Source organism: Tardiphaga sp. 20_F10_N6_6, assembly GCF_052076045.1.
Classification (GTDB): domain Bacteria; phylum Pseudomonadota; class Alphaproteobacteria; order Rhizobiales; family Xanthobacteraceae; genus Tardiphaga; species Tardiphaga robiniae.
Map to the genome: position 1 here is coordinate 1,114,360 of NZ_CP197239.1, position 25,757 is coordinate 1,140,116.

The 25,757-nt window shown below is 61.5% G+C and carries 25 protein-coding genes; 15 read left to right on the top strand and 10 right to left on the bottom strand.

Features of this window, described 5'->3' with window-relative positions:
• Nucleotides 1-8: 8 nt before the first annotated feature.
• Entirely contained in the window at nt 9-929 is a 921-nt protein-coding gene (locus AB7813_RS05290; protein ID WP_115028915.1) for a DUF2155 domain-containing protein, read from the bottom strand.
• Nucleotides 930-1,154: 225 nt separating this feature from the next.
• Here AB7813_RS05290 and AB7813_RS05295 point away from each other — a divergent pair, with 225 nt between their 5' ends.
• From AB7813_RS05295 to AB7813_RS05305, 3 genes are read left to right on the top strand one after another with little or no spacing between them, the layout of a single operon-like run.
• Nucleotides 1,155-1,934, top strand: a complete 780-nt coding sequence (locus AB7813_RS05295) for an SDR family NAD(P)-dependent oxidoreductase (protein ID WP_439063986.1) — start codon at nt 1,155-1,157, stop codon at nt 1,932-1,934.
• Nucleotides 1,935-1,961: 27 nt separating this feature from the next.
• A complete protein-coding gene (locus AB7813_RS05300) occupies nt 1,962-2,909 on the top strand; it encodes an alpha/beta hydrolase (RefSeq protein WP_439063987.1) in 948 nt (315 codons plus the stop codon).
• A gap of 30 nt (nt 2,910-2,939) precedes the next feature.
• Nucleotides 2,940-3,431 (top strand): GFA family protein, encoded by a 492-nt coding sequence (locus AB7813_RS05305; RefSeq protein ID WP_439063988.1) that lies wholly within the window; start codon nt 2,940-2,942, stop codon nt 3,429-3,431.
• Here the strand turns inward: AB7813_RS05305 and AB7813_RS05310 are convergent.
• Nucleotides 3,428-4,162, bottom strand: coding sequence for a GntR family transcriptional regulator (locus AB7813_RS05310; RefSeq protein WP_441227915.1), 735 nt, complete (start codon nt 4,160-4,162; stop codon nt 3,428-3,430). The two genes, AB7813_RS05305 and AB7813_RS05310, sit on opposite strands and share 4 nt — an antisense overlap.
• Before the next feature lie 163 nt (nt 4,163-4,325).
• On the opposite strand from AB7813_RS05310, the gene AB7813_RS05315 reads away from it, so the two are divergent.
• The 4 genes from AB7813_RS05315 (at nt 4,326) to AB7813_RS05330 (ending at nt 7,711) form a co-directional block, all read left to right on the top strand.
• The gene (locus AB7813_RS05315) at nt 4,326-5,345 is read left to right on the top strand and encodes a TRAP transporter substrate-binding protein (RefSeq protein ID WP_439088855.1); all 1,020 of its coding nucleotides are present in this window, start codon (nt 4,326-4,328) and stop codon (nt 5,343-5,345) included.
• Between the two features lie 61 nt (nt 5,346-5,406).
• Nucleotides 5,407-5,982 carry a TRAP transporter small permease gene (locus AB7813_RS05320; RefSeq protein ID WP_439083395.1) on the top strand — a complete coding sequence of 192 codons (576 nt, stop codon included), beginning with the start codon at nt 5,407-5,409 and terminating at the stop codon, nt 5,980-5,982.
• Nucleotides 5,979-7,259 (top strand): TRAP transporter large permease subunit, encoded by a 1,281-nt coding sequence (locus tag AB7813_RS05325; RefSeq protein WP_068736733.1) that lies wholly within the window; start codon nt 5,979-5,981, stop codon nt 7,257-7,259. Before AB7813_RS05320 ends, AB7813_RS05325 begins: the two co-directional genes overlap by 4 nt.
• A gap of 14 nt (nt 7,260-7,273) precedes the next feature.
• Complete coding sequence (locus AB7813_RS05330) at nt 7,274-7,711, top strand: type II 3-dehydroquinate dehydratase (RefSeq protein WP_439063992.1); 438 nt, start codon at nt 7,274-7,276, stop codon at nt 7,709-7,711.
• Between the two features lie 22 nt (nt 7,712-7,733).
• On the opposite strand, the gene aspA is transcribed toward AB7813_RS05330, so the two are convergent.
• Nucleotides 7,734-9,149 (bottom strand): aspartate ammonia-lyase, encoded by a 1,416-nt coding sequence (gene aspA / locus AB7813_RS05335; protein ID WP_089264088.1) that lies wholly within the window; start codon nt 9,147-9,149, stop codon nt 7,734-7,736.
• A gap of 300 nt (nt 9,150-9,449) precedes the next feature.
• Nucleotides 9,450-9,860 (bottom strand): NADH:ubiquinone oxidoreductase subunit NDUFA12, encoded by a 411-nt coding sequence (locus tag AB7813_RS05340; protein WP_089264087.1) that lies wholly within the window; start codon nt 9,858-9,860, stop codon nt 9,450-9,452.
• A 287-nt stretch (nt 9,861-10,147) separates the two neighbouring features.
• Here AB7813_RS05340 and AB7813_RS05345 point away from each other — a divergent pair, with 287 nt between their 5' ends.
• Nucleotides 10,148-10,663, top strand: a complete 516-nt coding sequence (locus AB7813_RS05345) for a BA14K family protein (protein WP_093758378.1) — start codon at nt 10,148-10,150, stop codon at nt 10,661-10,663.
• 200 nt (nt 10,664-10,863) lie between these two features.
• Entirely contained in the window at nt 10,864-12,060 is a 1,197-nt protein-coding gene (locus tag AB7813_RS05350; protein WP_439083393.1) for a GAF domain-containing sensor histidine kinase, read from the top strand.
• A gap of 3 nt (nt 12,061-12,063) precedes the next feature.
• Here the strand turns inward: AB7813_RS05350 and AB7813_RS05355 are convergent, their stop codons facing one another.
• Nucleotides 12,064-13,524, bottom strand: a complete 1,461-nt coding sequence (locus AB7813_RS05355) for a glycosyltransferase family 2 protein (protein WP_439083392.1) — start codon at nt 13,522-13,524, stop codon at nt 12,064-12,066.
• A 177-nt stretch (nt 13,525-13,701) separates the two neighbouring features.
• Here AB7813_RS05355 and AB7813_RS05360 point away from each other — a divergent pair, with 177 nt between their 5' ends.
• Nucleotides 13,702-14,313: a cytochrome b gene (locus tag AB7813_RS05360; protein ID WP_439083391.1), complete on the top strand. Its 612-nt coding sequence runs from the start codon at nt 13,702-13,704 to the stop codon at nt 14,311-14,313.
• On the opposite strand, the gene AB7813_RS05365 is transcribed toward AB7813_RS05360, so the two are convergent.
• Nucleotides 14,276-15,175, bottom strand: coding sequence for a DMT family transporter (locus tag AB7813_RS05365; RefSeq protein WP_068736749.1), 900 nt, complete (start codon nt 15,173-15,175; stop codon nt 14,276-14,278). The genes AB7813_RS05360 and AB7813_RS05365 overlap by 38 nt on opposite strands.
• Nucleotides 15,176-15,929: 754 nt before the next feature.
• Here AB7813_RS05365 and AB7813_RS05370 point away from each other — a divergent pair.
• The gene (locus AB7813_RS05370) at nt 15,930-19,673 is read left to right on the top strand and encodes a vitamin B12-dependent ribonucleotide reductase (protein WP_309945975.1); all 3,744 of its coding nucleotides are present in this window, start codon (nt 15,930-15,932) and stop codon (nt 19,671-19,673) included.
• A gap of 553 nt (nt 19,674-20,226) precedes the next feature.
• Here the strand turns inward: AB7813_RS05370 and AB7813_RS05375 are convergent.
• The gene (locus AB7813_RS05375) at nt 20,227-20,487 is read right to left on the bottom strand and encodes a helix-turn-helix domain-containing protein (RefSeq protein WP_441227916.1); all 261 of its coding nucleotides are present in this window, start codon (nt 20,485-20,487) and stop codon (nt 20,227-20,229) included.
• Nucleotides 20,488-20,633: 146 nt separating this feature from the next.
• Between AB7813_RS05375 and AB7813_RS05380 the strand changes: the two genes are divergently transcribed.
• The 3 genes from AB7813_RS05380 to AB7813_RS05390 all read left to right on the top strand — a co-directional run bounded on the left by AB7813_RS05380 (nt 20,634) and on the right by AB7813_RS05390 (nt 22,686).
• Nucleotides 20,634-21,311, top strand: a complete 678-nt coding sequence (locus AB7813_RS05380; RefSeq protein ID WP_441227917.1) for a hypothetical protein — start codon at nt 20,634-20,636, stop codon at nt 21,309-21,311.
• Nucleotides 21,312-21,357: 46 nt separating this feature from the next.
• Nucleotides 21,358-21,690 carry a DUF6634 family protein gene (locus tag AB7813_RS05385; protein WP_441227918.1) on the top strand — a complete coding sequence of 111 codons (333 nt, stop codon included), beginning with the start codon at nt 21,358-21,360 and terminating at the stop codon, nt 21,688-21,690.
• Nucleotides 21,691-22,332: 642 nt separating this feature from the next.
• On the top strand, nt 22,333-22,686 hold the full coding sequence (locus tag AB7813_RS05390; protein ID WP_441227919.1) for a hypothetical protein: 354 nt from the start codon (nt 22,333-22,335) through the stop codon (nt 22,684-22,686).
• A 57-nt stretch (nt 22,687-22,743) separates the two neighbouring features.
• Here the strand turns inward: AB7813_RS05390 and AB7813_RS05395 are convergent, their stop codons facing one another.
• Nucleotides 22,744-23,169 (bottom strand): hypothetical protein, encoded by a 426-nt coding sequence (locus AB7813_RS05395; RefSeq protein ID WP_441227920.1) that lies wholly within the window; start codon nt 23,167-23,169, stop codon nt 22,744-22,746.
• Between AB7813_RS05395 and AB7813_RS05400 the strand changes: the two genes are divergently transcribed.
• Nucleotides 23,168-23,611, top strand: a complete 444-nt coding sequence (locus AB7813_RS05400) for a hypothetical protein (protein WP_441227921.1) — start codon at nt 23,168-23,170, stop codon at nt 23,609-23,611. The genes AB7813_RS05395 and AB7813_RS05400 overlap by 2 nt on opposite strands.
• Here the strand turns inward: AB7813_RS05400 and AB7813_RS05405 are convergent.
• Nucleotides 23,593-24,102, bottom strand: a complete 510-nt coding sequence (locus AB7813_RS05405; RefSeq protein ID WP_441227922.1) for a hypothetical protein — start codon at nt 24,100-24,102, stop codon at nt 23,593-23,595. The genes AB7813_RS05400 and AB7813_RS05405 overlap by 19 nt on opposite strands.
• A 209-nt stretch (nt 24,103-24,311) precedes the next feature.
• Complete coding sequence (locus AB7813_RS05410) at nt 24,312-24,656, bottom strand: hypothetical protein (protein ID WP_441227923.1); 345 nt, start codon at nt 24,654-24,656, stop codon at nt 24,312-24,314.
• Nucleotides 24,657-25,757 lie beyond the last annotated feature (1,101 nt).

A 25,757-nucleotide genomic window follows, 5' to 3' on the forward strand; every position in this document is an offset into this window, starting at 1 on the left:
CGTAACGCTTACTGCCGGAACGCCGGGAAGCCTGGCGGCGGCTGCAGGGGCTGCTGCTGGGCGCGCGGCTGCTGCTTCGGCGGCGCACGCTTCTGGGCCGGCGGCGGGGCACGCGGTGCGTCGGGCTGTGTCGTCGCAACCGTGGCTTCCGGCTGCTTACAATCGGTCAGCCAGATATCGTAGATCGGATGCTCGACGCCGTGCAGGCCCGGACTGGCCGCAAACATCCAGCCGGAGAAGATCCGCTTCACCTCGCCCTGCAGCGTGATTTCGTCAACCTCGACGAAAGCGTCGGTATTCGCCGCCTCGGTCGCCGGACGCGTGTAGCAGGCATCGGTCTTCACGCGCAGCGCGCCGAACTGCACAGTCTCGCCGATATCGGCGTCGAAATTGATGATGCGGCCGGTGATCTTGTCGAGGCCCGAGAAGCTCGCCTTCTTGTTGACGATCTTCTGCGCCGGCGGCTCGGTAACGACTTCATCGCCGGGCTGCAGCGTGGCGGGCGTCGGCGGCGCCACCTTGGGCGGCTGGCGGCCACCGGGAGCGGCGGCAGGCGGCGCGTTGGCGACGCCGGGCTGTTGCTGCCCTGGCGCGGCCGGCTGCTGGGCCTGTCCCTGCCCCGGCGGGTTCTGCGGAACGATAGTGGTGTTGCTGCCAGGCGGTGGTGCCAGTGGCTGCGACTGGACGGCGCCGGGCGGCGGTGCGCCCATGCCGGGACGGGTCGGCAACAGACGGCCCTGCGGCAGTTCCGGCACCTCTTCCTCGTCGTCCATGGGCGGCGGGGGTTGCTGGCCACGCGGCACGGCACCCGGCGGGCGCGGCGGCGTGTCGCCGAACAGCGGACCGAACTGCGCCTGCACAGGTGCAGGCGACAGTGAGGTGGCGGCCAGAAGGGCCGCAAATCCGGCAATGGTCAGGGTTCGCAACATGCGGCGCGGCTCAATCGAGAATCAGGCTCGCGACATTGTAGGAGAATGGCCGCGTAATCGCCTCCGGTTAACACGCCGAATGCGGCGGCGAAAGGGCACCCTGCTCCCCATACCGCCCGGCTGGTCAGGTCATTCTCCCCGTGAAATAGTCCACATCAGGCAGGCGCGCGATACGCGACCAGCCATCAATCCGGAACAAACCGGAGCATGGGGAGAACGTTCAAGATGACTGACGGAATCCGTCTGGACGGCAGAATCGCCGTCGTTACCGGCGCGGCCGGGGTGATCGGCACCGAGACCATCAAGCTGCTGGCGGCGCGCGGCGCCAGAATCGTCGCGGTGGATCGCGATGTCGCCGCCTTGAAACGCGCCGTCGCAGAACTCCCCGCCTCCGCCGAAGCGCTCGCTCTCACCGCCGACGTGACGAGCGAGGAAGACGTCATCGGCTATGTCGCCGCCACGGTGAAACGCTTCGGCACCATCGACATTTTCTACAACAATGCCGGGATCGAAGGCACGATTGCGCCCATCGTGAAGATGTCGCTCGCCGACTTCCGGCGAGTGCTCGACGTCAATGTGGTCGGCGTCTTTCTCGGCATGAAGCACGTGCTGCCAGTGATGCTGAAGGCCAACAAGGGCTCGATCATCAACACCGCGTCCATCGCCGGCGTCATCGGCTCGGCCGAAGTCGCCGTCTACAGCGCTAGCAAACACGCAGTGATCGGCCTCACCAAGAGCGCGGCGCAGGAATGCACCGGCACCAATGTACGCGTGAACTGCGTTTGTCCCGGCCTGATCGACAGCCGCATGCTGTCGGCCATCGTGGACGCACGCGTCGGCCGCGGCGCGCCCGCCCCTGTCGAGAAGGTCGTCGATCGCGTGCCGCAGCGCCGGCTCGGCCTCGCCCGGGAAGTCGCACCGATCGTGGCCTTCCTCGCCTCCGACGATGCGAGCTACGTCACCGGCTCCGCTTACACCGTCGATGGCGGCCGCACCTCCGCTTAAACATCAAGAAAACCAAGAGCAGATCACATGCCCGTCGTTCTCGATCCCGATGCCGCCGCCGTTCTCAACGTCTTTCGCGATGCCGGCCGTCCGCCCTATGAGACCATCTCGCCGCAGGAAGCGCGCGAGTGGTATTTGAAAGCGCGCCCGGTCGCCAATCCCGAACCGCCGGAACTGGCGTCGGTGACATCCATGACGGTGCCCGGCCCGGCCGGCACTATTCCCGTGCGGCTCTACACACCAAAGACCCTACGCAAAAAGGACGGCATGTCGCCCTGCCTGGTGTTCTTCCACGGCGGCGGCTGGGTGATCGGAGATCTCGACTCCCACGACGTAGTCTGCCGCATCCTCGCCCATGAAGGCCAGATGATCGTCATCTCGGTCGACTATCGCCTCGCGCCCGAGCACAAGTTTCCCGCCGCCATCGACGACGCCATTGCCGCGACGCGCTGGATTGCCGACAATGCCGTGCAGCTCAATGTGGATGCGAAGCAGATCAGCGTCGGCGGCGACAGCGCTGGCGGCAATCTCGCGGCCATCGTGGCCATCGATGCGCGGGACAATGGCGGGCCCAAGCTCGCCGGCCAGTTGCTGATCTATCCCGCCACTGATTTTCGCATGAACCATCCCTCACACAGCGAGCCGGAAACGAGCTGCCTGTTGACACACAACGTCATCCGCTGGTTCGCCGATCACTATCTCACCAGCAAGGCCGACGTCGACAACTGGCGGGCGTCACCTGCCCGCGTGGAGAACCTGAAGGACCTCCCGCCGGCCTATGTCATGACCGCCGGCGCCGATCCGCTGCGCGACGAAGGCGACGAATATGCTAGGCGCCTGTCAGACGCCGGCGTCGCCGTGGCCTATAAAACCTATCCCGGGCAATTCCACGGCTTCATCACCATGGGCAAGATCCTGCCCAAGGCGAACACCGCGCTCCATGAGATGGGGGAATGGCTGAAAGGGTTGGGCTAGCGCGCTGGCGGCGCCCCGGGAGCAATCGCAATGAAGAAGCCGGAGAAGATCGCGCCTGGCGGTTCGGTCAGGGGCCGTTGCCTATGCGGCACGGTTCAATTCGAAATCGATTTTCCGGCGCGCTGGGCCTGGCACGATCATTCCCGCGCAACACGGCAGGCGCATGGCGCGGCCTACGCGACCTATGTCGGAAGCTGGCGCAAGCGTTTCCGCGTCACCACAGGCGAAGCGGAGATCACACGCTTTGAAGACAAGACGTCGGAAACGGCGCGAAGCTTCTGCGCGCGATGCGGCACGCCACTATTTTACGAGCGCGCCCGCTCGCCGCACATGGTCAACGTTCCCCGCGCGCTGTTCGGCAGCCGCACCGGCCGACAGCCGCTTTATCATATCGGCATCGAGGAGTTGCAGGAGTGGACCTACACTGGCGAGCCGCTGGTCCCGCTCAAGGGCTTTCCGGGTGTCGTCTGGGAGCGTCCGGGAAGAAAGAAGAAACGGACTCCCAGCGACGAGCCGTTCTAGGTTTTCGGTTTCCTGCGCTGCTGGATGGTCTGCTGCCGCGACGGAGCCGGTCTCAGCCAATTCGAATTGCCAAGCGCATGTTTCACGCAGTCATGGATGTGGGTGTGCAGCAGTTTTCGCGCCTTCGCGGAATCCCGTGCCAGCGCGGCGTTCATCAGCTCGCGATGCTCGACCGCGGCCACCTCGCCGCGAAACACCACTGCCAGCATCTGGTAGCGCAGATACTTGTCGTAGGCCGCGGACAACGCATCGAGCAGTACCTGCGAGCCGCAGGCCGCGATCAGCGCGCGGTGAAATTGCCAGTCGCACTGCTTCCAGGCCTCGGTCTTCGACTTGTCGCCGGCCAGCATGGCCTTTTCCATGGCGGACAGCTTGTGATGAGCCGAGACCACCAGCGCTTCCCAATCGAGATCGCCTGATTTGAAAGACTGCTCGATGGCATGGCCCTCGAGCAGTTCGCGCAATTCGGCGATCTGCTGGAATTCGGTTGCCGAGATCGACGAAACCTCGAAGCCGCGCTGGCCTTCGGCGACGACGAAGCCTTCCGAGCACAACCGGTTCAGTGTCTCGCGCAGCGTCGAGACGCTGGTGCCGTAGGCGACGCTCATCTTCTCCAGCTTCAGCTTCTGGCCGGGCTCAAGCGTGCCGAAAATCACGTCGTTGCGGATACGCCGATAGGCGCTGTCGCCGACGGTCTCTCCGGCGCGATCCGCAATGGGGGTATCCAGCATGAAAGGTCCTGGTGACGAGGAATGGTCGCGCTGCGCCACCATACATCACCCCGCGCCTCAGACACAAATCATCATAGATAATGTAAAATATCGGTTGATTTTTGTTTTGTCGTAGATGACGGTGACGCTAAGAAGTAAAAATACCATCCAAGGGAGCTTCAACATGTCCGTACACCCGAAGTCCGCTGTCTGGCTTGCCGCTATCGCCGCCACCCTCGCCATCGCCGGCGGCCCTGCATCCGCGCAGGTGCAGGAGCGCACGATCCGCTGGGGTCACCTCAACAACACCGATCATCCCGTCAGCAAGGGCGTGCAGAAGTTCACCGAACTCGTTGCGGCCAAGAGCGGTGGCAAGATGAAGGTGCGCGAATATCCCGCCAACCAGCTTGGCTCCGAGATGCAGCAGCAGTCGGCATTGCGCGCCGGCACTCAGGAAATGCAGTCGCCCGCCACGACCTCGCTGGTCGGCATCGTCAAGGACTACGGGCTGATCGATTTCCCGTTCATCGTGTCGACACCGAAACAGGCCGACGCGCTACTCGACGGCCCGCTCGGGTCGGCTTTGCTTGCCAAGCTGCCGGAGAAGGGTCTGATCGGTCTCGGCTATTGGGATCTCGGCTTTCGCAACGTCACCAACAGCCGCCGCACGATCACCAAGGGTGAAGACCTCGACGGGATCAAGATCCGCGTGATCCCGAACCCGGTCTATCTCGAGACCTTCAAGGCGTTCAACGCCAATCCGGTGCCGATGAGCTTCTCCGAACTCTACACCGCGCTGGAAACACGCACGGTGGACGGCCAGGAAAATCCGTTCTCGGTGATCCTGTCGAACAAGTTCTACGAGGTGCAGAAATATCTCAGCGTCACCAACCACACCTACTCCACCAACATCATCCTGGTCAGCAAGGTGTTCTGGGACAAGCTCACCAAGGACGAGCAAAAGATCCTGCAGGATGCTGCCAACGAGGCCCGCGACTATCAGCGCAAGGTCAGCCGCGATGCCGCAGCGGCTTCCATCGGCGAGCTAAAGGCCAAGGGCATGGAGGTCAACGAGATCGCTCCGGCCGAGCTTGCGAAGATGCGCGACAAGACCAAGCCGATCGCGGCAAAATTCTCCGCCGACTACGATCAGGAGATCGTCAAGCTGTTCAATAGTGAACTTGAGCGCGTTCACAAGGACTGAGTGAGCCGCGCATCACCAACCGTCACTACGCGGCGACCCCACGCTCACTGCGAAAGCATCCATGCCCGCTTCATCAACTACTGCGACAAGCAGGATCGTCGAAGCTTATTACCGGTCGATCAAGATCGTCATGGCGGTATTGCTTGCCGCCATGGTGGTCCTGGTATTCGGCAATGTAGTTCTACGTTACGTCTTCAACTCCGGCATCGCCATCTCCGAAGAACTGTCGCGCTGGCTGTTCGTCTGGATGGTGTTTCTCGGCGCCATCGTCGGCCTCCGCGAACACGCCCATCTCGGCGTCGACAGTTTCGTGAAGCTGCTGTCGCCGATGGGCCGCAAGATCTGCTACGCGCTCAGTCACGCGCTGATGCTCTACGCCTCTGTATTGCTCACCGAAGGCTCGTGGAAACAGACGGTGCTGAACTGGGACACGACGGCGCCCGCCTCCGGTCTCTCCGTCGGCCTGTTCTACGCCGCAGGTCTCGTCTTCGGCGCCGCTTCGATCCCGATCCTGCTGCATGACCTCTATCGCCTGTTCAGCGGCCAACTCGCCACGTCGGAGCTGATCACCATCAGTGAATCCGAGGAGCATGTCCCTGCGGCGCCCGCCCCTGCCAACGGGAACGACCGCCGATGACCATCAGCATCTTCACGTTCTCGCTGCTCGGCGCGATGGCCATCGGCATGCCGATCGCATTCGCCCTGATCATCTGCGGCGTCGCGCTGATGACCTATCTGGATATATTCGACTCCCAGATCATCGCGCAGAACGTCATCAATGGCGTCGATTCCTTCCCGCTGATGGCGGTGCCGTTTTTCATCCTGGCCGGCGAGATCATGAACACAGGTGGCCTTGCCCGCCGCATCCTGAACTTCGCCATCGCCCTGGTCGGCCATCTGCGCGGCGGCCTCGGCTACGTCGCGATCCTGACCTCGTGCATCCTGGCATCGCTGTCCGGATCGGCCGTCGCCGACGCCGCCGCACTCGGCGCATTGCTGGTCCCGATGATGGTTGCGGCCGGGCATAACCGCGCCTCCGCAGCCGGCCTCGTCGCCGCCGGCGGCATCATCGCGCCGGTGATCCCGCCTTCGATCGGATTCGTGATCTTCGGCGTTGCCGCCGGCGTTTCCATCTCAAAATTGTTTCTCGCCGGCGTGGTGCCGGGCCTGATGCTCGGCGGCAGCCTGTGCTTTGCCTGGTGGTGGGTTGCACGCAACGAGAACTCGGTGAGCCCGCCGCGCCAGAGCCTGGCGCAGATCTTTCGCGCGCTGATCGACGGCTTCTGGGCCTTGATGTTGCCGATGATCATCATCGTCGGCCTCCGCTTCGGCATCTTCACACCGACCGAAGCTGCCGTCGTCGTCGCAGTCTATTCCTTCATCGTGGCAACGTTCGTCTATCGCGAGCTAACACTGGCGCAGCTGATGAACATCCTGATCAGTTCAGCCCAGATCACCGCCGTGGTGATGTTCCTGGTCGCGGCAGCGCTGGTGTCGTCATGGCTGATCACGGTGGCCGAAATTTCCGGCCAGATCGTCGAACTGGCCCGTCCCTTCATGGGCAACCAGACGCTATTGATGATCGTGTTGATGATCATTGTCGTCATCGTCGGCACCGCACTCGACATGACCCCGACCATCCTGATCCTGACGCCCGTGTTGATGCCCATCGTCCGCGAGGCCGGCATCGACCCGGTCTATTTCGGGGTGCTGTTCATCATCAACAACGCGATCGGACTGATCACGCCACCCGTCGGCGTAGTGCTCAATGTGGTGTGCGGCGTGGCGAAGGTGAGCATGGACGAGATCATGCGCGGCGTCTGGCCGTTCATGATCGCACAATTGGTGGTGCTGGCGCTGCTGACGCTGTTTCCGTCGCTCGTGATGGTGCCGGCGAAGTGGCTCGGCGGCTAGAAGGAAGTTCGATAATGAAACGCGTGATGATCCTCAACGGTCCCAACCTCAACCTGCTCGGCGTGCGGGAGCCGCATATCTACGGAACCACCACGCTCGACCAGATCAAGGCCAGTTGCGAGGAACAGGCGGTCAAACTCAAATTGACGCTGGCGTTCCACCAGTCGAACCACGAGGGCGTATTGGTCGATCTCATCCAGTCGGCCCGTCAGGATGCCGACGCCATCATCATCAATCCCGCGGGCTATTCGTTCACCTCGATCGCCATGCTCGACGCGATGAAAGCGTTCGAGGGACCGATCCTGGAGCTGCACATTTCGAACATCCACGCGCGCGACAAGTATCATCGCCATTCGGTGCTCTCGCAGGCTGCCACCGCTGTGATCTGCGGTCTCGGACCGTACGGCTATGTCGCAGCGATGCTGGCGGTCGCGCAGATGCCCACGCGTTGATCGCGCCGGGCCGATGCGGCCTTCATTCGCGGATCAACATGCTCTGGGGCTTGGTGAGTACGTCGGGGTGGAGAATGGCGGCAAGGGTCGCTGCAGGTAGCAGACCTTTTTCCAGCACCAGATCGTAGACGCTGCGGCCGGTCGCATGGGCCTCGACCGCGACGGCGGTGGCATTGGCGTAGCCGATATAGGGATTGAGCGCAGTGACGAGACCGATCGAATTCTCGACATAGGCGCGGAGACGTTCGCGGTTCGCGGTGATACCCGCGACACAACGTTTTTCCAGTGTCAGGCAAGCCTCCCGCATATGACTGACGCTCTTGAACAGGCTGTGCGCGATGATCGGCTCGAACGCGTTGAGCTGAAGCTGGCCGGCCTCGGCCGCGAAGGTCACCGTGAGATCATTGCCGATCACCTCGAAGGCAACCTGGTTCACGACTTCCGGAATGACCGGATTCACCTTGCCCGGCATGATCGAGGAACCTGCCTGTACCGCCGGCAGATTGATCTCGTTGAAACCGGCGCGCGGACCGCTCGACAGCAGCCGGAGGTCGTTGCAGATCTTGGAAATCTTGACGGCCACACGCTTGAGCACGCCTGAGAGCTGAACGAACGAACCGCAGTCCTGCGTGGCCTCGATCAGGTTTACAGCGGTGACCAGCGGCATGCCGGTGATGGCAACGAGATGCAGGCAGACCAGACGCGCGTAGTCGGGATGGGACGTGATCCCGGTCCCGATGGCTGTCGCACCCATGTTGATCTCGCAAATCAGCAGTGCTGCCTCGCGGAGCCGGTCCTCGTCTTCGCCAATCATGACGCCATAAGTGCTGAACTCCTGACCAAGCGTCATGGGCACCGCATCCTGCAACTGGGTGCGGCCCATTTTCAGGACATCCTTGAACTCTTCGGCCTTGCGTTCGAAACCCTGGCGCAACACGGCCATCGCATCGATCAGGTGAAACACGCCGTGATAGGTCGCGATCTTCAACGCCGTGGGATACACGTCGTTGGTGCTCTGGCTCATGTTGACCTGTTCGTTCGGGTGCAGGTACCCATAGTCGCCCTTGCCGTGGCCGAGAATTTCCAGCGCACGATTGGCGATCACCTCGTTCGCATTCATGTTGGTGGAGGTCCCGGCGCCGCCCTGGATGACGTCCACCACGAACTGGTCATGCAAGCGGCCGGCGCGAATTTCCTCGCAGGCAGCGATGATCGCATCGCCGCGTAACTTGTCGAGCAGCCCCAGCTCCATATTCGACAGTGCCGCCGCCTGCTTGATCGCGGCGAGCGCGCTGATGAGTTCGGGATAGATGGAAATCGGAATCCCGGTGATTGGAAAATTTTCAACGGCCCTCAGCGTATGAACGCCGTAATAGGCGTCGGCCGGAACATCGCGGTTGCCCAACAGGTCGTGCTCACTGCGCGTGTCGTTGGTCATGTCGGATTTTCCTGAGTTGTCGCTGTGAACAGACGATCGATCTCGTCAGCCGTCCCCGATCATGCCCAGTGAGCTTTCGAAACCTAACATCTCGAACGCACATGTCGCGGCTATATCGTATCCGCCCCAGCCCAATCGATCGAGTACAATCCGGCGCCGCCCTACAAAGCGGGCTCATCCGGGGCGGCACGCCGGACGTGCTTGCCGGTCTCACTGCAAGAGCTGGCGGCTGGAAACAATGCGAGGCCGTGCGCGCCGCAGAGCGGCCCGCACAACCAGTCGTCCAGAACGGGTGAGTTGTTACGAGCCCGGAGTCCAGGCCTGGTAGTCGCCGGTCGCCTTGGGACGCCGGCCGCTGGCCAGAGTCGAACCAGACGGACGATAGGCTGCGGGCGTGCCGGTCAGGTTCGGCTGATGCGGCTTCTGCCATTCGCGCGGCGTATAATTCTCTTCGGTCGGCGGCACGTCCACGGTGTGGTGGATCCAGCCATGCCAGTCCGGCGGGATCTTGGTGGCTTCGGCATAGCCATTGTAAATCACCCAGCGGCGCTCGAAGCCCAGCGTCGGGTCGATCTTGCCGCCCTTGGTGCGGTAATATGTGTTGCCCTGCTCGTCGGTGCCAACCAGTTCGCCGAATCGCGACGTCCACAGGTTCGTCCCGAAGGTCGTCCCGCTCCACCACGTGAAGAATTTCAGCAAAAACTGTTTCATATTTTGAACCGTTCGAAGGTTTTCGTCGGGTTGTTGATGCCATCCGGGCCGCCAAATGTCCAGTTACCGCCGCGACCGATCGCCGCCTGCAACTGATCGTGACAAGCCTCGTATCGGCCTCCCCCGAACCCTACCTCCAAAGTACCGGCGGTCGCAGAAACGGCGCAATCCATTCATGCCGCATACAGTTCCGGACGATCATTCTGTCGTTGCGCAATAACCGCGTGGCGGCAGGGAACGGCAGTCCCTTCAGGGGGTTGAACATGCATCCCAGACAGGAGCAAACGATGACGAATTTGAAAATCTTGAGTGTCGCAGCAGCCGTCGCTGTGGCCATCCCCGCCTTCGCGGTGACCCCCAGCTACGCACAAAACACCAAGGTCGTGGGCGTCGGCCCCGGCGGTGCGCGCACGATCGGCACGTTCTCTGGCGGCGGTCAGCGCTTTGGTGGCGGAGGTGGCGGCTGGCATGGCGGCCAGCGCCCCGGCGGCGGTGGCTGGAATCACGGCGGCGGCTGGCGCGGTGGTGGCTGGCGTGGCGGCGGTTACGGCCCGGGCTTCGCAGCCGGCGCCATTATCGGCAGCGGACTGGCCGCCAGCAGCTATTACGGGAATTCCTACGGCTATTACGGCGGCAGCCCGTATTACGGCAGCAGCTATTATGACGACGCGCCGGACGTGGTCGAAGTCGCTCCTGACACCGGCGGCGGCGACGTTGACTACTGCATCCGCACCTACAAGTCGTACAATGTCCGCACGGGCACCTATCTCGGTTATGACGGCCTGCGTCACGCCTGCCCGTAACACGACGATCTAAGCGTTACGCAAAAGACGGTGCCTCGCGGCATCGTCTTTTGTCGTTTCTGGTTTGCGCCTGCTGTCTCAAGGTCTAAGAACGTAGGTGCAGCGTACGGGGGACATTCAGGGAACTCGCGCGTAGTGTTGGTAGACATGTGGACCTATCTACCGGTTCGATGGGTCGACGTCGGGTGTGAGCAGGTTCAGTGGACGCGTCAGACAAGCCGAAGATCGCCAGGCTCCATCCCAATGAAGCCGAACGCCTCAAGGCGCTGCGCTCCTACGGCATTCTCGACACCGCCATTGAGCCATCCTTCGACGACATCACCAAGATCGCCAGCTATGTCTGCCAGACGCCGATCTCGATCATTAGCCTCGTCGATGACGGCCGGCAGTGGTTCAAGTCGGAGATCGGTCTTGGCGTGCGGCAGACGCCGATGGATCAATCGATTTGCGCGCACGCGATCCTCGAACACAGTTTTCTCGAAGTCGAGGACGTCACCAAGGATCCAAGATTCGACTGCAATCCGCTGGTGACCGGCGAGCCCCATTTGCGCTTCTATGCCGGCGCACTGCTGCGCACGCCGGACGGCCTGCCGCTCGGCACCGTCTGCGTGCTCGATGACAAGCCGCGCGTGCTGTCGACCGAACAGCGCGAGGTGCTGGCCGCCCTCGCCCGCCAGGTCATGGCGCAAATGGAATTCCGCCGGGCGCTGCATCTGTCGGATCGGCTTCAGCGCAATATCAGTCGCCTGATGGCGGTGGCAGGCCACGACCTGAAGCAGCCATTGCAGGTCATGATCATGGCGATCGACCGCATCCGCAACAAGCTGACCGACGAGAAGGATCGTGAGCGGCTCGGCTATGCCATCGATGCCGGCATGCGGATGGCGGAAGAGCTCGACCGTCTCGCCGAGACATCTGTGCTGGATGCCGGCTTTGGGATTCCGAACCTGCGATCGTTCCCGATCTCTGACGTGTTCGAGTCGATCAGCGCCAACTGGCACCTGCATGCCGAAGCCAAGGGCCTCGACCTCGTCATTGTGCCGAGCAAGGCGCAGGTTGTCAGCGATCCCGGCATGCTGCGCGCGATTCTTGGCAATCTCGTCGGCAATGCCATCAAATACACCGAACGCGGTCGCGTGCTGGTCGGCTGTCGCAAGCACGCCAACGCGGTGACCATCGAGGTGCTGGACTCCGGCACGGGCATTCCCGCCGAACAGCTCACCGCGATCTTCGATGCCTTCCACCAGATCAATCCGGCCAGCGAGGGCCTTGGCCTCGGACTATCGATCGTTCGGCGCACGGCCGAAGCGCTCGGCCATGTGATCGAGGTGAAGTCTGACCTCACCCACGGTTCGCATTTCACAGTGAAAGTGCCGTTGGCGGCGAAACCGGCCTAGCGACTACTCGCCCGCGTTAGGTGCCTGACGCGGGGGCGATGCGGCGGGCGCAAAGCCCCATTCGTGATTGCCACGCAGGAACGCGATCCAGCCCCAGGCCGCGCCGGCGTGACGCAGCAACTGAAAACTGAACGGTTCGAGGATCGCCGCGAATACCGCTGCGACAAAACGCGTCCGCGTGCGGCCGCCTGTCAGGCGCCGATAGAGATGCACGGTCCAGAGATAGACCAGGAAATCCGCGACGATCTTCGCGGTGATCAGACCGAATACTGGCACGGCGATGGCGGTCTTGCCGGTGACGAGCAAAGCCAGCAGCAACACGAAGGCCGTGAGGCCGTAGATCGGCTGCAGCGTATCCAGCGCCTTGATCGGCAGCATCCGCAGGCCGAGCCGGCCGTAACGCGCATTGCCGGTCATGTCGCGATTCCAGTATTGCGTCTGCAGGAAGCCCGCGAACCAGCGCCGGCGCTGCCGCAGGAACGTCATGACGTGAGACGGCGCTTCCGTGCGCGCCAGCGACGTGCCGATCATGCGAAGCTGCCAGTCGAGGCCGTGATCGACGGCATAACGATGCATGCGGTGGGTCAGCTCATAGTCCTCGACAAGACACTCCGGATCGAAGCCACCGACGGCCACCAGCGCCTCCCTGCGGAAGCCAGCAAAGGCGCCGGAGATCAACAGCAGGCTGTTGCCGCGCATCCAGGCGAAGCGCGAGATGATGTTGCGGATATATTCGTAGGTCTGGAACCACTGCATCACGCGGCCGCTGGCGCTGTCGTCGCAGACCGGCACGAGAATGCCGCCGGCCGCGACCAGTGCGGAATCCGCTGCAAAGGCCACGCGCATTTCGGCGATGGCATCGTCAGCCAGAAACGTATCGGCATCCAGCGTGATGACGATGTCGGTATCGGCCTTGAGGATCGCCGTGTTCAGCGCCCGCGCCTTGCCCTGATGCGGCAGGCGCAGCCATTGCAGTCTCGATCTGCCAAACTGGCCGATGCTGCTCTGGCCGACCGCCGGAATGGCGAGACCGTAACGGTCGCGGAGGAGCGTATCAGTTGCATCGCGCGAGCCGTCATCCGCGATCAGGATCAGATCCGGCGCATCGGACTGGCGTGCGATGGCTGCCAGCGCCTCCGGCAGATTGAGTGCCTCGTTATGCGCGGCTATCAGGATGCCCACCGATGGACGCGATTGCGCAGCAACCGCTCCAGATGGACCACGCGCGGACACGGCCAGCGGCAGCGTCTGCCACACCACATAAAGCATCAGCACCGTGTCATAGGCGATATAGACCATGCCCGCTGACCACGCCCAGATGCTGTTCAAAAAGAACGCGCGGCCGAACAGCAGCGCCCATAGCGCGAGCACGGCGAGATAGATCATCAGGCTGATGAACGGCATCCGGCGCGGTGTGATACGCGGCGATGCGGCGGCGAAGGCCGCCTGAAGGGATATTGTCATGCCGTCAATTCAATCGCGCGTTCGAGCAAACCGATCCTGCGAGAGCTACGCGTGAATCGTGATCGAGTTGCGGAGCCGCGATCAAATAGCGCGTGATTGCGGTCACGACGAACACACAAAGTCGTCATGCCTCAAAAGACAAATCCTGTTTAAACTTATTCCATGCACGCACAGAAAATGCCGATTCAACGTTACAGCCGCATCGCCATGATCCTGCATTGGCTGATTGCCGTTCTGATCACACTCAACGTCGCGCTGATCTGGAGCGTGAACCTCATTCCTGAGGACAACATCCGGTTCGTCATCGATGCGCACAAGTCATTCGGCATCACCGTGCTCGGCCTCGTGCTGATGCGCATGTTATGGCGCGCGGCCAACAAGCCGCCTGATCTGCCCGAGACCTATCCGCCCGCCGAGAAAGCCGCCGCACATGGTGCCCATCTCGCACTCTATGTGCTGATGATCGGATTGCCGCTGTCCGGCTGGATGCACGATTCCGCCTGGAAGGCCGCCGGCGAAATTCCAATGTATCTGTTCGGCCTGTTCCAGTGGCCACGCATCGGCTGGATCATGTCGATCGAGCCGGCCTTCAAGGAACGCCTGCACGACATCTTCGGCGGCATTCACGTGTGGCTGTCCTATGCGCTCTATGTACTCGTGGCCCTGCATATCGCCGCCGCGCTGAAGCATCAGTTCTGGGACGGCCATCCCGAACTGCAGCGGATGTGGCCCGGTGGCGATGCGCCCGCGCCTAGCCCCTTGTCGCCAGCGCAACGCCCGCCAGCGTAAATACCAGGGCCGCGATCTGCATGGCGCCGAGCGGTTCCCGCAGGGCGATAGCCGAGCTGACCACGCCGATCACCGGCACCGCCATGGTCCCGATTGCGGCCACCGAGGCCGGCAACTGCTTGAGCGCCGCGAACCAGCAGACGTAAGCGATGCAGAACCCCACCAGCACGACATAGGCGAGTAGCCCCCAGCCCAGCGGCGTCAGTGCTGCAAAATGCGGGCTTTCGAAGATCAGACCCAGCAACAGCACCGGCACACAACCGATCCCGATCTGCCAGGCGGATGACGTCACCAGTGGCAGCGTGAGCCCGAACTTCTTGGCCAGCACCGTGCCGAGCGCAAAGCCGAACCCGCCCAGCAGCGCCAGAGCGATTCCCGGGAGCTTCTCCGCGCTCGCGGCCAGACCACCGCCCCCCATCAACGCGGCGATGCCGGCAAAGGCCATCAGCATGGCCACGATCCGCTGCATCGACAGGCGCTCGCCGAGGATCAGCCAGGCCAGTCCGGCAGCCCAGACCGGCATGGTGAACGCAATCACCGCGGCCTCGCCGGCGGGCAGCCACAGCAGCGACAAGCCGACGAAAGCCATCCAGCCGAACACGTTCAGGCCCGCCAGCACGACCAGATGCAACCATTGATGATGCGGCACGCGGAGACTCTCACCGCGCCAGACGGCGATCCCGGCCAGCAGCAATGCCCCGACGATGCCGGTGCTGCCGCGCGCCGACAGCGGTGGCCATTCCGACAGCAGCGCTTTCGACACCGGCCAGTTCAGACCCCAGGCGATCGACGCGATGGCGAGCAACACGAGACCGAAGGGAGCGATTCGCGCGCGCGAAACGGGGGGACTGGGCATTGTCATGGAGGGAACCGGCTAAGGAATCGGCGGGACCATGCGCGTAGTTGGAGGGTCTGACCACTGCCGGTGGCGGGAACCTGCCCGGCGACCATCTGCTCGGCCTGAGTCCACCAAACGCAATCCCTGGATGACAAAATAAAGTTGGGCTGTGAACAGTGGGCGCAGCTCGAATTCCAGACAGTTTTAGAAATATTTTTGACTTCCGAATCCATGAGGACTCACTGATACTTGACCTCAATCGAGGCGCGCTCTGCCCCCTTGGTTATCCACCCTTTCCACCATATTTAGTATTTGATTCAGGAACCCCGACTACTCCTTGACGGGTGAGATCGGTTTGGCCTAGTTTTCGAACTGTTCGGCGCGGGTCGTTTTTTGTCCCGTCGGACGCTCCCAAACGGGTTCCAGATTGACCGCTCCGTCCTCCAGTCGAGGCTACGGGATCGGGGATTTGCGTCCTGGAATCCGGGCCGGAAAGTCGGCGCTTGGAGCACTAAAAAACGGGCCGGAAACCGGCTCAAACAGCGTGGTGAGGCGTTAGGATCAGGTCGACCCGCAACAGCGAGGAAGCCCGATCCAAGGAAGCATGACCCCGGCAGTCCCGGGTGGCCGAGATGACGGCCAGCACATGCTCCACAGAGAAAACAGGACCGGTTCACCCGGCCAAGCTGCGGCGAATTTGGGGCAACCCGGACGTCGCTAACAGAAATCGCCGATGCCGCCAGATGGGGTGTCGGGCTTAAGACGGGGCACGACCACGATGCAGATTCAACGCCGCTACACCACCGAAGGACAGTCGCCCTATGCCGGGATCGACTTCCGCCACACCACGTCCGAGATCCGCAATCCGGATGGCTCCGTGGTGTTCAAGCTTGAAGGCGTTGAAGTGCCCGACTCGTGGTCGCAGGTCGCCTCCGACGTGCTGGCCCAGAAATATTTCCGCAAGGCCGGCGTCGCCGCCAAATTGAAGAAGGTCGAGGAAGAGACCGTGCCGTCGTGGCTGTGGCGCTCGGTGCCGGACACCGAGGCGCTGGCCGCTTTGCCCGAGAAAGAGCGCTTCGTCAGCGAACTCTCGTCCAAGCAGGTGTTCGACCGCCTCGCCGGCTGCTGGACCTATTGGGGCTGGAAGGGTGGCTACTTCACCTCTGAAGCCGACGCCCACGCTTTCCATGACGAGCTGCGCTTCATGCTCGCCAAGCAGATGGTCGCGCCGAATTCGCCGCAGTGGTTCAACACCGGCCTGCACTGGGCCTACGGCGTCGATGGTCCCGGCCAGGGCCACTACTATGTGGACTGGAAGACCGGCAAGCTGACCAAGTCGAAGTCGGCTTACGAACATCCGCAGCCGCATGCCTGCTTCATCCAGGGCGTCGAGGACGATCTGGTCAATGAAGGCGGCATCATGGACCTGTGGGTGCGTGAAGCCCGCTTGTTCAAATACGGTTCGGGCACCGGCTCGAATTTCTCGAAGCTGCGCGGCGAAGGCGAAAAACTGTCGGGCGGCGGCCGCTCGTCGGGCCTGATGTCGTTCCTGAAGATCGGCGACCGCGCCGCCGGCGCGATCAAGTCGGGCGGCACCACGCGCCGCGCCGCCAAGATGGTGGTGGTCGATGCTGACCATCCGGATATCGAGACCTATATCGACTGGAAGGTGAAGGAAGAGCAGAAGGTCGCGGCCTTGGTCACTGGTTCGAAGATGAACCAGAAGCACCTCAAGGCCATCCTGAAGGCCTGCGTGAATTGCGAAGGCTCCGGCGACGACTGCTTCGATCCCGAGAAGAACCCGGCTTTGCGCCGCGAGATCAAGCTCGCGCGCCGCTCGCTGGTCAATGACAACGTCATCAAGCGCGTCATCCAGTATGCCAAGCAGGGCTACAAGGACATCGACTTCCCGATCTACGACACCGACTGGGATTCCGAAGCCTACCTCACCGTTGCCGGCCAGAACTCCAACAACTCCGTCTCGCTGAAGGACGATTTCCTGCGCGCCGTCGAGACCGACGGCACCTGGGACCTGATCGCCCGCAAGGACGGCAAGGTCATGAAGACCATCAAGGCCCGCGACCTCTGGGAAAAGATCGGCTACGCCGCCTGGGCGTCGGCCGATCCCGGCCTGCACTTCAACACCACCATGAACGACTGGCACACCTGCAAGTCGTCCGGCGATATCCGCGCGTCCAATCCGTGCTCGGAATACATGTTCCTGGACGACACGGCGTGCAACCTCGCCTCGGCCAACCTGCTGACCTTCTACGACACCGCTTCGGCGACCTTCGACATCCACGCTTACGAGCATCTCTGCCGTCTGTGGACCATGGTGCTCGAAATCTCTGTCATGATGGCGCAGTTCCCGTCAAAGCCGATCGCCGAACTCTCCTACGAGTTCCGCACCCTCGGCCTCGGCTATGCCAATATCGGCGGTCTCTTGATGACCATGGGTCTGTCCTACGACTCCAAGGAAGGCCGCGCGCTGTGCGGCGCCCTCACCGCTGTCATGACCGGCGTCAGCTACGCGACCTCGGCCGAAATGGCCAAGGAGCTCGGCCCGTTCCCCGGCTACAAGAAGAACGCAGCCCACATGCTGCGTGTCATCCGCAACCATCGCCGCGCGGCGCATGGCGAAACCCGCGGCTATGAAGGCCTCGCCGTGGCGCCTGTGGCGCTGGACCATGCCTCCTGCCCGCAGGCCGACATCGTCACCCGCGCCAAGATCGCCTGGGATCTCGCCCTCGAACTCGGCGAACTCCATGGCTATCGCAACGCCCAGACCACCGTCGTGGCGCCGACCGGCACCATCGGCCTGGTGATGGATTGCGACACCACCGGCATCGAGCCTGACTTCGCGCTGGTGAAATTCAAGAAGCTCGCCGGTGGCGGCTACTGGAAGATCATCAACCGCGCCGTCCCCGCAGCACTGCGCGTGCTCGGCTATCGCGAGAGCGAAATCGCCGAGATCGAGGCCTATGCCGTCGGTCACGGCTCGCTGTCCAACGCGCCGGGCATCAATGCCTCGACGCTGAAAGCCAAGGGCTTCACCGACGAAGCGCTGAAGAAGGTCGAGGCAGCCCTGCCGACCGCCTTCGACATCAAGTTCGCCTTCAACAAGTGGACCTTTGGCGAAGACTTCCTGCGCGACACCCTCAAGATCGAAGCAGAGGCTATCGCAGCCCCCGGCTTCGACCTGCTCGCCGCGCTCGGCTTCACCAAGCGCGAGATCGAAGCCGCCAACGTGCACATCTGCGGCGCGATGACGGTGGAAGGTGCCCCGCACCTGAAGGCCGAGCACTACAGCGTGTTCGATTGCGCCAATCCCTGCGGCAAGATCGGCAAGCGCTATCTCTCGGTGGAAAGCCACATCCGCATGATGGCGGCGTCGCAGCCCTTCATCTCGGGTGCGATCTCCAAGACCATCAACATGCCGAACGACGCCACGGTGGAGGATTGCAAGTCCGCTTACCTGCTGTCGTGGAAGCTCGCACTGAAGGCCAACGCGCTGTATCGCGACGGCTCCAAGCTCTCGCAGCCGCTCAACTCGCAGCTCATCAGCGATGATGACGAGGACGAGGATGCGCTGGAGAACCTGATGGAGAAGCCGATGGCGGCCCGCACCGCCGCGATCTCCGAGAAGGTGGTCGAGCGTCTGGTCGAGCGCATCGTGGTGATGCGCGACCGCGAGAAGATGCCGGATCGCCGCAAGGGCTACACCCAGAAGGCCGTCGTCGGCGGTCACAAAGTGTACTTGCGCACCGGCGAATATGATGACGGCCGCCTCGGCGAGATCTTCATCGACATGCACAAGGAAGGCGCGGCGCTGCGCTCCTTCATCAACAACTTCGCCATCGCCGTCTCGCTGGGCCTCCAGTATGGCGTGCCGCTGGAAGAATATGTCGACGCCTTCACCTTCACCCGCTTCGAACCCGCGGGCCCGGTGCAGGGCAACGACAGCATCAAGTTCGCGACCTCGATCCTCGACTATGTGTTCCGCGAACTCGCGGTCTCCTACATGTCGCGCTTCGATCTCGGCCATGTGGACGTCTCCGAGTCGGGCTTCGATGCGCTCGGCAAGGGCGAGGATGAAGGCAAAGCGCCGGCCGACCAGAACAAGTATGTCTCCAAGGGCCTGACCCGCTCGCGCACCGACAACCTCGTCGTCATGCGCGCGCCGGCCCCGGCTGAGAACACCGACGCCCGCGCTTCGGGCAACGTCACCTCGCTGAACGCGTCGGGCGCGACCGCCCGTCACGGCAGCGGAGATGCCGCGGTGGCCCTCAAGACCGCCGAGCCGGAGCACGCGCTCTCGCCGACCGAAAAGCTCGAGGCGCAAGCCTGGAGCAAAGCCGGCACCGCGGCAGCCGCCGCGCCCAGCAAGGCCGAACGCCGCGCCGAAGCCAAAGCCAAGGGCTATGAGGGCGACATGTGCGGAGAGTGTTCGAACTTCACGCTGGTGCGGAATGGCACTTGTATGAAGTGCGATACGTGCGGGTCCACTACAGGGTGCAGTTAAGTATGCCAAACCGCGGGGAAGTACCGAATAATACCTCCTCAGGTATCACCTAAATAAAATGCGAAACCCGCCTATGGCGGGTTTTTCATTTCGAAACAAAAAGCAAAACCCGTCCACGACGGGTTTTTCCGTTTATTGACCCGCGAGGAATCGCTGCTGACATGGAGGACGGCCCTGCGCAGCGGCTCCCACATTGCAAGCAAGCAGGGCCGTGCATGGGAGTAAGTCGCGTGACTACAATACTCTCTTGCTAAGGGGTAACTCCATGCCCCGTAAGGGGGTGGATCAACTATGCACGGAGCGCTCGATAGCAGGCCCCCCAACCCCACCTAATGCGCTGGAGCGAACGAGCGGCCGGCAGGGCGAGCACAGGACATAGTCGGCTCGCGGTTGCACCAAGTCAAAATACTGAGTCGTGGACTACGCCGTTTTGCAACCCGAAGTGCATTTGTCGCAAATTGGACTGCAAGATAGAGCTGCGGGCCGCTGGGGCACCCTGTCGAAGACGGCGTATCGAACACTATAAGACGGCTGATAGGTTGAATCCCTGGTCCTATGGATCAGTCCCGGCAACACTATCGAGAATGCTTCGGCTTAATTTAAAGCCGCATTTGTCCCCGTCCTCAATGAACACAACGCCATAGCCTTCGAGCGCTTTTCGAACTGCTCCAATACTTCGGAAAGAAGCGTCGGGACTTTGGGTTTCAAGTCTGGTGAGCGTTCGCCGGGTTATCCCAGCCGCTTCGGCCACGTCGTCTTGGCTGATTTTAAGCACAAGCCGAGCTGCCTTTAGGATCTTGGGATGGATCGACATTCGAGCACAATCAAACCGCCCGCAGCCTTGTCAACAATGTCTCACATTGAGCTTGTCATGTCTCAAAATCTCCGTGTCATGTCTCATTTCTCTTTACTATGACTTTATACCCTCATATGAATCCTTGTGCTCAAAAGGATTCGTTCATGACAGCATTCATTCTCCAAGGCTCAAAAGGCGGCGCTGGCCGGACGACGTCGAGCGTCATTCTCGCAGTAGGCCTTGCAGCTATCGGTCGGCGTCCGATCCACGTCCAACTAACGCTATCTGGGATTCCACCCGTCATCGCCCGCGCCGCAGGCGTTCCGTTTGCCACAACATGGCTTCCGGAAAATGACGCCACTCCCGAAGCGATCCAGCGAGCCATCGCGGCGCAGCCAAAGTGCGATACGGTTGTAATAGATATGACCAGACGACCGGTTTGGGAGATTGCCTTAAAGCCTAGGAGTGTCACGCTCTTTCCCATGAGGCGCACGGCCGCGGAGATCGAAGTGGCTCTGCAAGATTATCGTGATCTCATCATCCATAGGGATCCAGTTCGCGCAAACGAGGATTTGCGAAATGTCCAGCGTCATCCAACCAGGATTCTTCCGATCACTTGGCCAGAAGATTTGAGTCACAGTGATCTCGTAGCAAAGGTCGCGCGTTTCGAGGATCCAACACAACGAGGACTCGCAGCTCCTTTGATACTGCTGCCCGGAATTCCTGAATTCTCTAGAGAAGAACTTGATGACCTGATCAACGGAAGCAATTTCCTTTGCAGCAAAAGGATTGCCGAAGCAGCCGTCTCGGTTGCACAGGCCGCCGCAGAGCTCGTCATCTAGTCGCGCTTCCTTCGGATCAGTGCCGAACAATTCAAGCGGAAACGACATGTTCGAGGTTCGAAACGGACGTTCAGTAGACATTCTTTCGTTGGCATCGGAGGTCGATCGCCTTCAACGGCTCGCGACAGATCTAATGCTGTTCGCCGATGGCCATGTTAACATGAGCAAGGACGCTCCCGTTCTCGACAACTGGATGCGAACATCCCGCAGTGCAGCCTGCCTCACCGGAACGGTTTGGGATCACCCTACGCTGCCGGGCGCCGGGCGGTCGATCGTCACGAGCGATCTTTACCTGCTGGTGGAGGATATGGGGGTGGCTCGCACGATGTCACGCTGGTACCGACTGGGGCGCCCCTATGGCAGCAAGCATTCTTCCTGATATCCAACTTGTTGAAATTCTTTCCCGGCCAGCAGTCATGCGTCATTGCATCAGATAAAGCTAAGGGACATTCCCTAAGAAAGCTCGACGACCAGATCTGGAATGAAACCGCCATTCTCCGCCGAGCCGGCACCGCGGGAGTAACCGCGCGGGTTACAGACGATCCTGGTCTTGCAAACGGTGTAGTCGTGCGTGTCGTGCACATGGCCATGAATCCAAAGCGCCGGCTGTGGGCACCGACATAGTTCGTCCCCTGTAAGTTTGTTCCCTATAAAAAAGCTAGTTGAATCAATGCCCGCCTATCAAATCCGTAGGACCATATGAGGAACGCGCCTGCTCGGCCCGAGGAAGCAAACCCCAATGCCAAAACGACCAATATCGCCGTTCCCGCCGAAGACCGCCTTTTCGCCCCCCATTAGCCACCAGTCTCGTTCGATCCGGGCACGCACGACCGCGAATGCGTCATCAGGTCCGATCACGCCGTAACGGCCAATTCAATCCGAACTAAGCCAGCGCAAGGTTTAGAACGTCCATCATCGACCGCTAGTGCGGCAGCTCGAACACCCGCCTGGTGGGACACCCAAAGTTCTGGACTTTTGAGCCAAAGTTCTGTGGGCGACAGGACTACGGTCTCATGCCCGATTGAAAAGCCGTTCTATCTCAAGGAAATCTCGCGTTCGAGCATCTTTCGCGCCGCACATCGCCTTCGTCAAAGCCCGCCCCTACGCTGAGCCCGCCAACGCCGCCGCCAGACTGCTTGAGATCGCCAAAACGCTTCGAATCGACGAAGGCCGCATGCCAATCGGGGAATGGAATTCGACCTTCATATGGAAGGACAAGGCGAGCGTCGCGGAATACACGCTTGGCCGCGACAAGCTCATAGCCGACGGCATTATCAGAATGCACGAGTGCGGCGGGTTCTTCATGTGGAAAAACCCCGCACCGGAAGGTGAACTTCCCGGCACAGATCAACTGTCGCGCAACGGATTGGCGTAACCCAATTCAAAGGCCCGCTCCGGACGCCACGGGGCGGGCCTGACTAAAGAAAGCTTGTTACTGCGCCGAAATCGAGGACTTCGATTTCACCGGCGCAGAGCCAGGCTGATGCTCCATCGTGCGGGTGGTGGACTGGACTTCTTCGCCCGCCTTCACCTTGGTGCGGGTCTGCGAACGGCTGAAGGTGCCACCGTCATGGGCCTGGGCCCTGGTGTTCGAGTTCAGCACGGGACCATTGCCCTGATTCACGTGACTGCCCGATTGCGCCTTGCCGTTCGCAGATGCTGCGCTGCCGCCGCCAGCGATGGATGATCCCGTCCCCGTCGGCGATGTCGAAGTGCCGCCGGTTCCGACTGTCGAAGCAGAGGTCCCGCCAACGGCCGCCGATCCACCGGTTCCGCCGGAAACGCTCGTCTGAGCGGCCAGAGGAGACGAGGCAGCCAACAAAACGGCGACCGCAGACCATTTGAAGTAAGATTTCATGACGCGTTCCTTCTACGGGGATGAAGTTGATATCGTGCAGCCGTTCACTGTCACGGTGCTTGATGAGGTCGCGCCAGGCCCGCCGGATGTCGAAGATGAACTCGACACGCTGCCGCCGCCCGCCTGGACGTTCACCGATGAGCCGCCTGCAGAGCTACTACTGGAAAGCGACCCGGTGCTGCCTGTCGTCGAGGACGATCCGGCCGCGGTAATGCTGCCGTCCGCATGCTTTTCGACCGAGACCTTGCAAGTGTCCCCCGAGGAGGTCTTTCCAGTCTTGACGATTGTTTCGCCGAAAGCGGCGCCACCCATGACGGCGATCAGCGCCAGGACAGCAAGCTTCGTTTCGTGGGCCATTTTGCTATTCCTCGTTCCAGGATCAAGACGAACCGGGAGCGGCCGTGCCGCTCCCGGAAATAGCCGTCACTTGTCCTTGTTGTGACCCTTGCCGTGCTCCATGCCCTGCGGGCTGGCATGTCCCGCGGAGGAGCCCGCCGCACCAACGGTGGATCCGCTCTGGCCGCCGCCCGCCGACGAACCGCCGGTGCCTACCGTCGAAGCAGAGTTGGATCCGGAGCCCGCGGCCGAGCCGCCGGTGCCTACGCTGGATGAGCTCTTGCCGCCGCCGGCCGACGTCCCGCCGGTGCCAAGCGTCGAGGCCGAACCGCTGCCGGATCCGGCAGCCGAACCGCCGGTGCCCACGCTCGAAGAACTCTGGCCGCCGCCTGCGGATGTGCCGCCCGTGCCGAGTGTCGAAGCCGAACCACTGCCGGAGCCACCTGCCGACGAGCCGCCGGTGCCGATGCTCGAACTGCTGGTGCCGCCGCCGGCCGACGTTCCGCCGGTACCGACCGTTGAACTCGACTGTGCGACCGCAAGAGCTGTACCGGCCAACAACGCAGCAGCGACGGCCGAAATCTTTAGCATCTTCATACTGGGAGTCTCCTCTTAGGTTTTTTAAAGCGATGAAAACTACGCGAATGCTAATCCAGGATTTTTGAAAACGTTCCGTACTGCAGTTGCCGAAAATTCCCGTCCGGTCACAGTTTCGTATTTTCCAGCGCTAGAAAACAAAACGGCTGCAGAGCAAGTCCGCAGCCGTTTTCCAAATCACATTGACCACGCTAATCGCGCGGGCAACCCTACCAGCGCGGGCCGACGCCGAAGCCTACGCCTACATCACCCGGGCCGACGCCGATTCCGACGCTCGGGCCACTGTTGTAATAGCCGCCGTCATAATATCCGCGGCGTTCGACGTAACGCTCTCGTGGCACGTAATTGTAGCGATCGCCGTAGTCTTGTTGAATGACGACACGACGACCGCCGCGGGTGCGATAGCAACGGCCGTAGTCGTCGCATACCAAACGCACTTGTTCGATGCCGGTGTCTGGCTGCATCGATGGACTTATGGTGAGCGGCGCCGCATTGGCTCCAGATGACAGTAGAGCCCCGGCACCGATAGCGAATGACACAACCAGGTTTCTCATAATTCAAACTCCTCCGTTGGGTGGAGGCCCAACCCGTCGGATTGCCGAATGTTCCCGGCCGACCGCACCGACCGCACTTGCTTTGCTCTGCAACCGCAACCGGAGGAGTCCATCATGAAAGACATGCTATCCGGACGGCCGTCGGCCTTGGGTGGACCACGGGACACGCGCAATCGTCACGAGAGTTAGCTCAGATGATACACCAGCAACAGCGGCCACCACGGAGAGTATAGAGCGTGGAGTAGCGAGCCATGAAGCCAAGTGGACCCAGTAAAGCCGAGCCGATGACCGACCACGGCCTGCACGACAGTGTAGATGATGCACCCGCTGACGTAGGCGATTAGAACTAGCTTGAGGACTGACTTTTTCATTGCGATGGATGACGTGCATTAGAAAAATTAGTTTCATTGGCGTTGCCACCGACGGAGCCGACAATGAAATTAGCGTCGCTCCTCTCAATCATTGAGAGGAACCATTTTATTTTAGGAGCAAACAGCGCCCCTTCTTGATCGGGATAATTAGGCAATCTACAATAGGTTTTTATTGGAATGCCATGCCACACACGCGAAGCCCGAGCTGTCCGAATTGCGATGCGGCTACTCGTTGGGTCAGATGCTCCCTCCCTAAGAAGGGATTCGTTGTGCATTTTTACGAATGCCCAAAGTGCACATTCCTTCATACCGTTGCTGAGCCAGATACCGGGATCAAAGCCAAGGGCTGGTTGAACAGCGACCTGCGACCGCCCGAGAAATAGCCGTAATCAAGCGCCCGCTCGCGAGACGATGGCACGCAGAAGAAGTCGCCAAGCTGGAAGAATGTGCTCTCCGGCGCAGCACTTTGCGGGCCGCAGCAACGCTCGGCCGGCCCGTTAGGTCCGTAAAGAGCAACCCTATGCCCCGTTGGCTGGCGTCCGCCAGCTGAGAGCCCAGTTGTAAGTCTGCTGGAGAGGTTCGAACCCTCGATCAGAAAATCCATCACGACACGCAAGATACCGCGCTGGTGCTGCGGATTTGCGTTGTGTTTAGGGCTTCCTCCCTACCTCAGCCAGAGCTATTCAACTGAGCCCCTCGCCGAGTTAGTTTCAATCCCACGCAGTTCGGA

Bases quoted from the DNA above. Each gene is read 5' to 3' on its own strand.
- AB7813_RS05405 (WP_441227922.1), bottom strand. From the start codon at position 24,102: ATGAAGATGCTAAAGATTTCGGCCGTCGCTGCTGCGTTGTTGGCCGGT.
- AB7813_RS05375 (WP_441227916.1), bottom strand. From the start codon at position 20,487: ATGTCGATCCATCCCAAGATCCTAAAGGCAGCTCGGCTTGTGCTTAAA.
- AB7813_RS05360 (WP_439083391.1), top strand. From the start codon at position 13,702: ATGCCGATTCAACGTTACAGCCGCATCGCCATGATCCTGCATTGGCTG.
- AB7813_RS05370 (WP_309945975.1), top strand. From the start codon at position 15,930: ATGCAGATTCAACGCCGCTACACCACCGAAGGACAGTCGCCCTATGCC.
- AB7813_RS05345 (WP_093758378.1), top strand. From the start codon at position 10,148: ATGACGAATTTGAAAATCTTGAGTGTCGCAGCAGCCGTCGCTGTGGCC.
- AB7813_RS05325 (WP_068736733.1), top strand. From the start codon at position 5,979: ATGACCATCAGCATCTTCACGTTCTCGCTGCTCGGCGCGATGGCCATC.
- AB7813_RS05410 (WP_441227923.1), bottom strand. From the start codon at position 24,656: ATGAGAAACCTGGTTGTGTCATTCGCTATCGGTGCCGGGGCTCTACTG.
- AB7813_RS05290 (WP_115028915.1), bottom strand. From the start codon at position 929: ATGTTGCGAACCCTGACCATTGCCGGATTTGCGGCCCTTCTGGCCGCC.
- AB7813_RS05400 (WP_441227921.1), top strand. From the start codon at position 23,168: ATGACGCGTTCCTTCTACGGGGATGAAGTTGATATCGTGCAGCCGTTC.
- AB7813_RS05355 (WP_439083392.1), bottom strand. From the start codon at position 13,524: ATGACAATATCCCTTCAGGCGGCCTTCGCCGCCGCATCGCCGCGTATC.
- aspA (WP_089264088.1), bottom strand. From the start codon at position 9,149: ATGACCAACGACACGCGCAGTGAGCACGACCTGTTGGGCAACCGCGAT.
- AB7813_RS05330 (WP_439063992.1), top strand. From the start codon at position 7,274: ATGAAACGCGTGATGATCCTCAACGGTCCCAACCTCAACCTGCTCGGC.
- AB7813_RS05380 (WP_441227917.1), top strand. From the start codon at position 20,634: ATGACAGCATTCATTCTCCAAGGCTCAAAAGGCGGCGCTGGCCGGACG.
- AB7813_RS05385 (WP_441227918.1), top strand. From the start codon at position 21,358: ATGTTCGAGGTTCGAAACGGACGTTCAGTAGACATTCTTTCGTTGGCA.
- AB7813_RS05340 (WP_089264087.1), bottom strand. From the start codon at position 9,860: ATGAAACAGTTTTTGCTGAAATTCTTCACGTGGTGGAGCGGGACGACC.
- AB7813_RS05310 (WP_441227915.1), bottom strand. From the start codon at position 4,162: ATGCTGGATACCCCCATTGCGGATCGCGCCGGAGAGACCGTCGGCGAC.
- AB7813_RS05395 (WP_441227920.1), bottom strand. From the start codon at position 23,169: ATGAAATCTTACTTCAAATGGTCTGCGGTCGCCGTTTTGTTGGCTGCC.
- AB7813_RS05300 (WP_439063987.1), top strand. From the start codon at position 1,962: ATGCCCGTCGTTCTCGATCCCGATGCCGCCGCCGTTCTCAACGTCTTT.
- AB7813_RS05305 (WP_439063988.1), top strand. From the start codon at position 2,940: ATGAAGAAGCCGGAGAAGATCGCGCCTGGCGGTTCGGTCAGGGGCCGT.
- AB7813_RS05365 (WP_068736749.1), bottom strand. From the start codon at position 15,175: ATGACAATGCCCAGTCCCCCCGTTTCGCGCGCGCGAATCGCTCCCTTC.
- AB7813_RS05295 (WP_439063986.1), top strand. From the start codon at position 1,155: ATGACTGACGGAATCCGTCTGGACGGCAGAATCGCCGTCGTTACCGGC.
- AB7813_RS05320 (WP_439083395.1), top strand. From the start codon at position 5,407: ATGCCCGCTTCATCAACTACTGCGACAAGCAGGATCGTCGAAGCTTAT.
- AB7813_RS05315 (WP_439088855.1), top strand. From the start codon at position 4,326: ATGTCCGTACACCCGAAGTCCGCTGTCTGGCTTGCCGCTATCGCCGCC.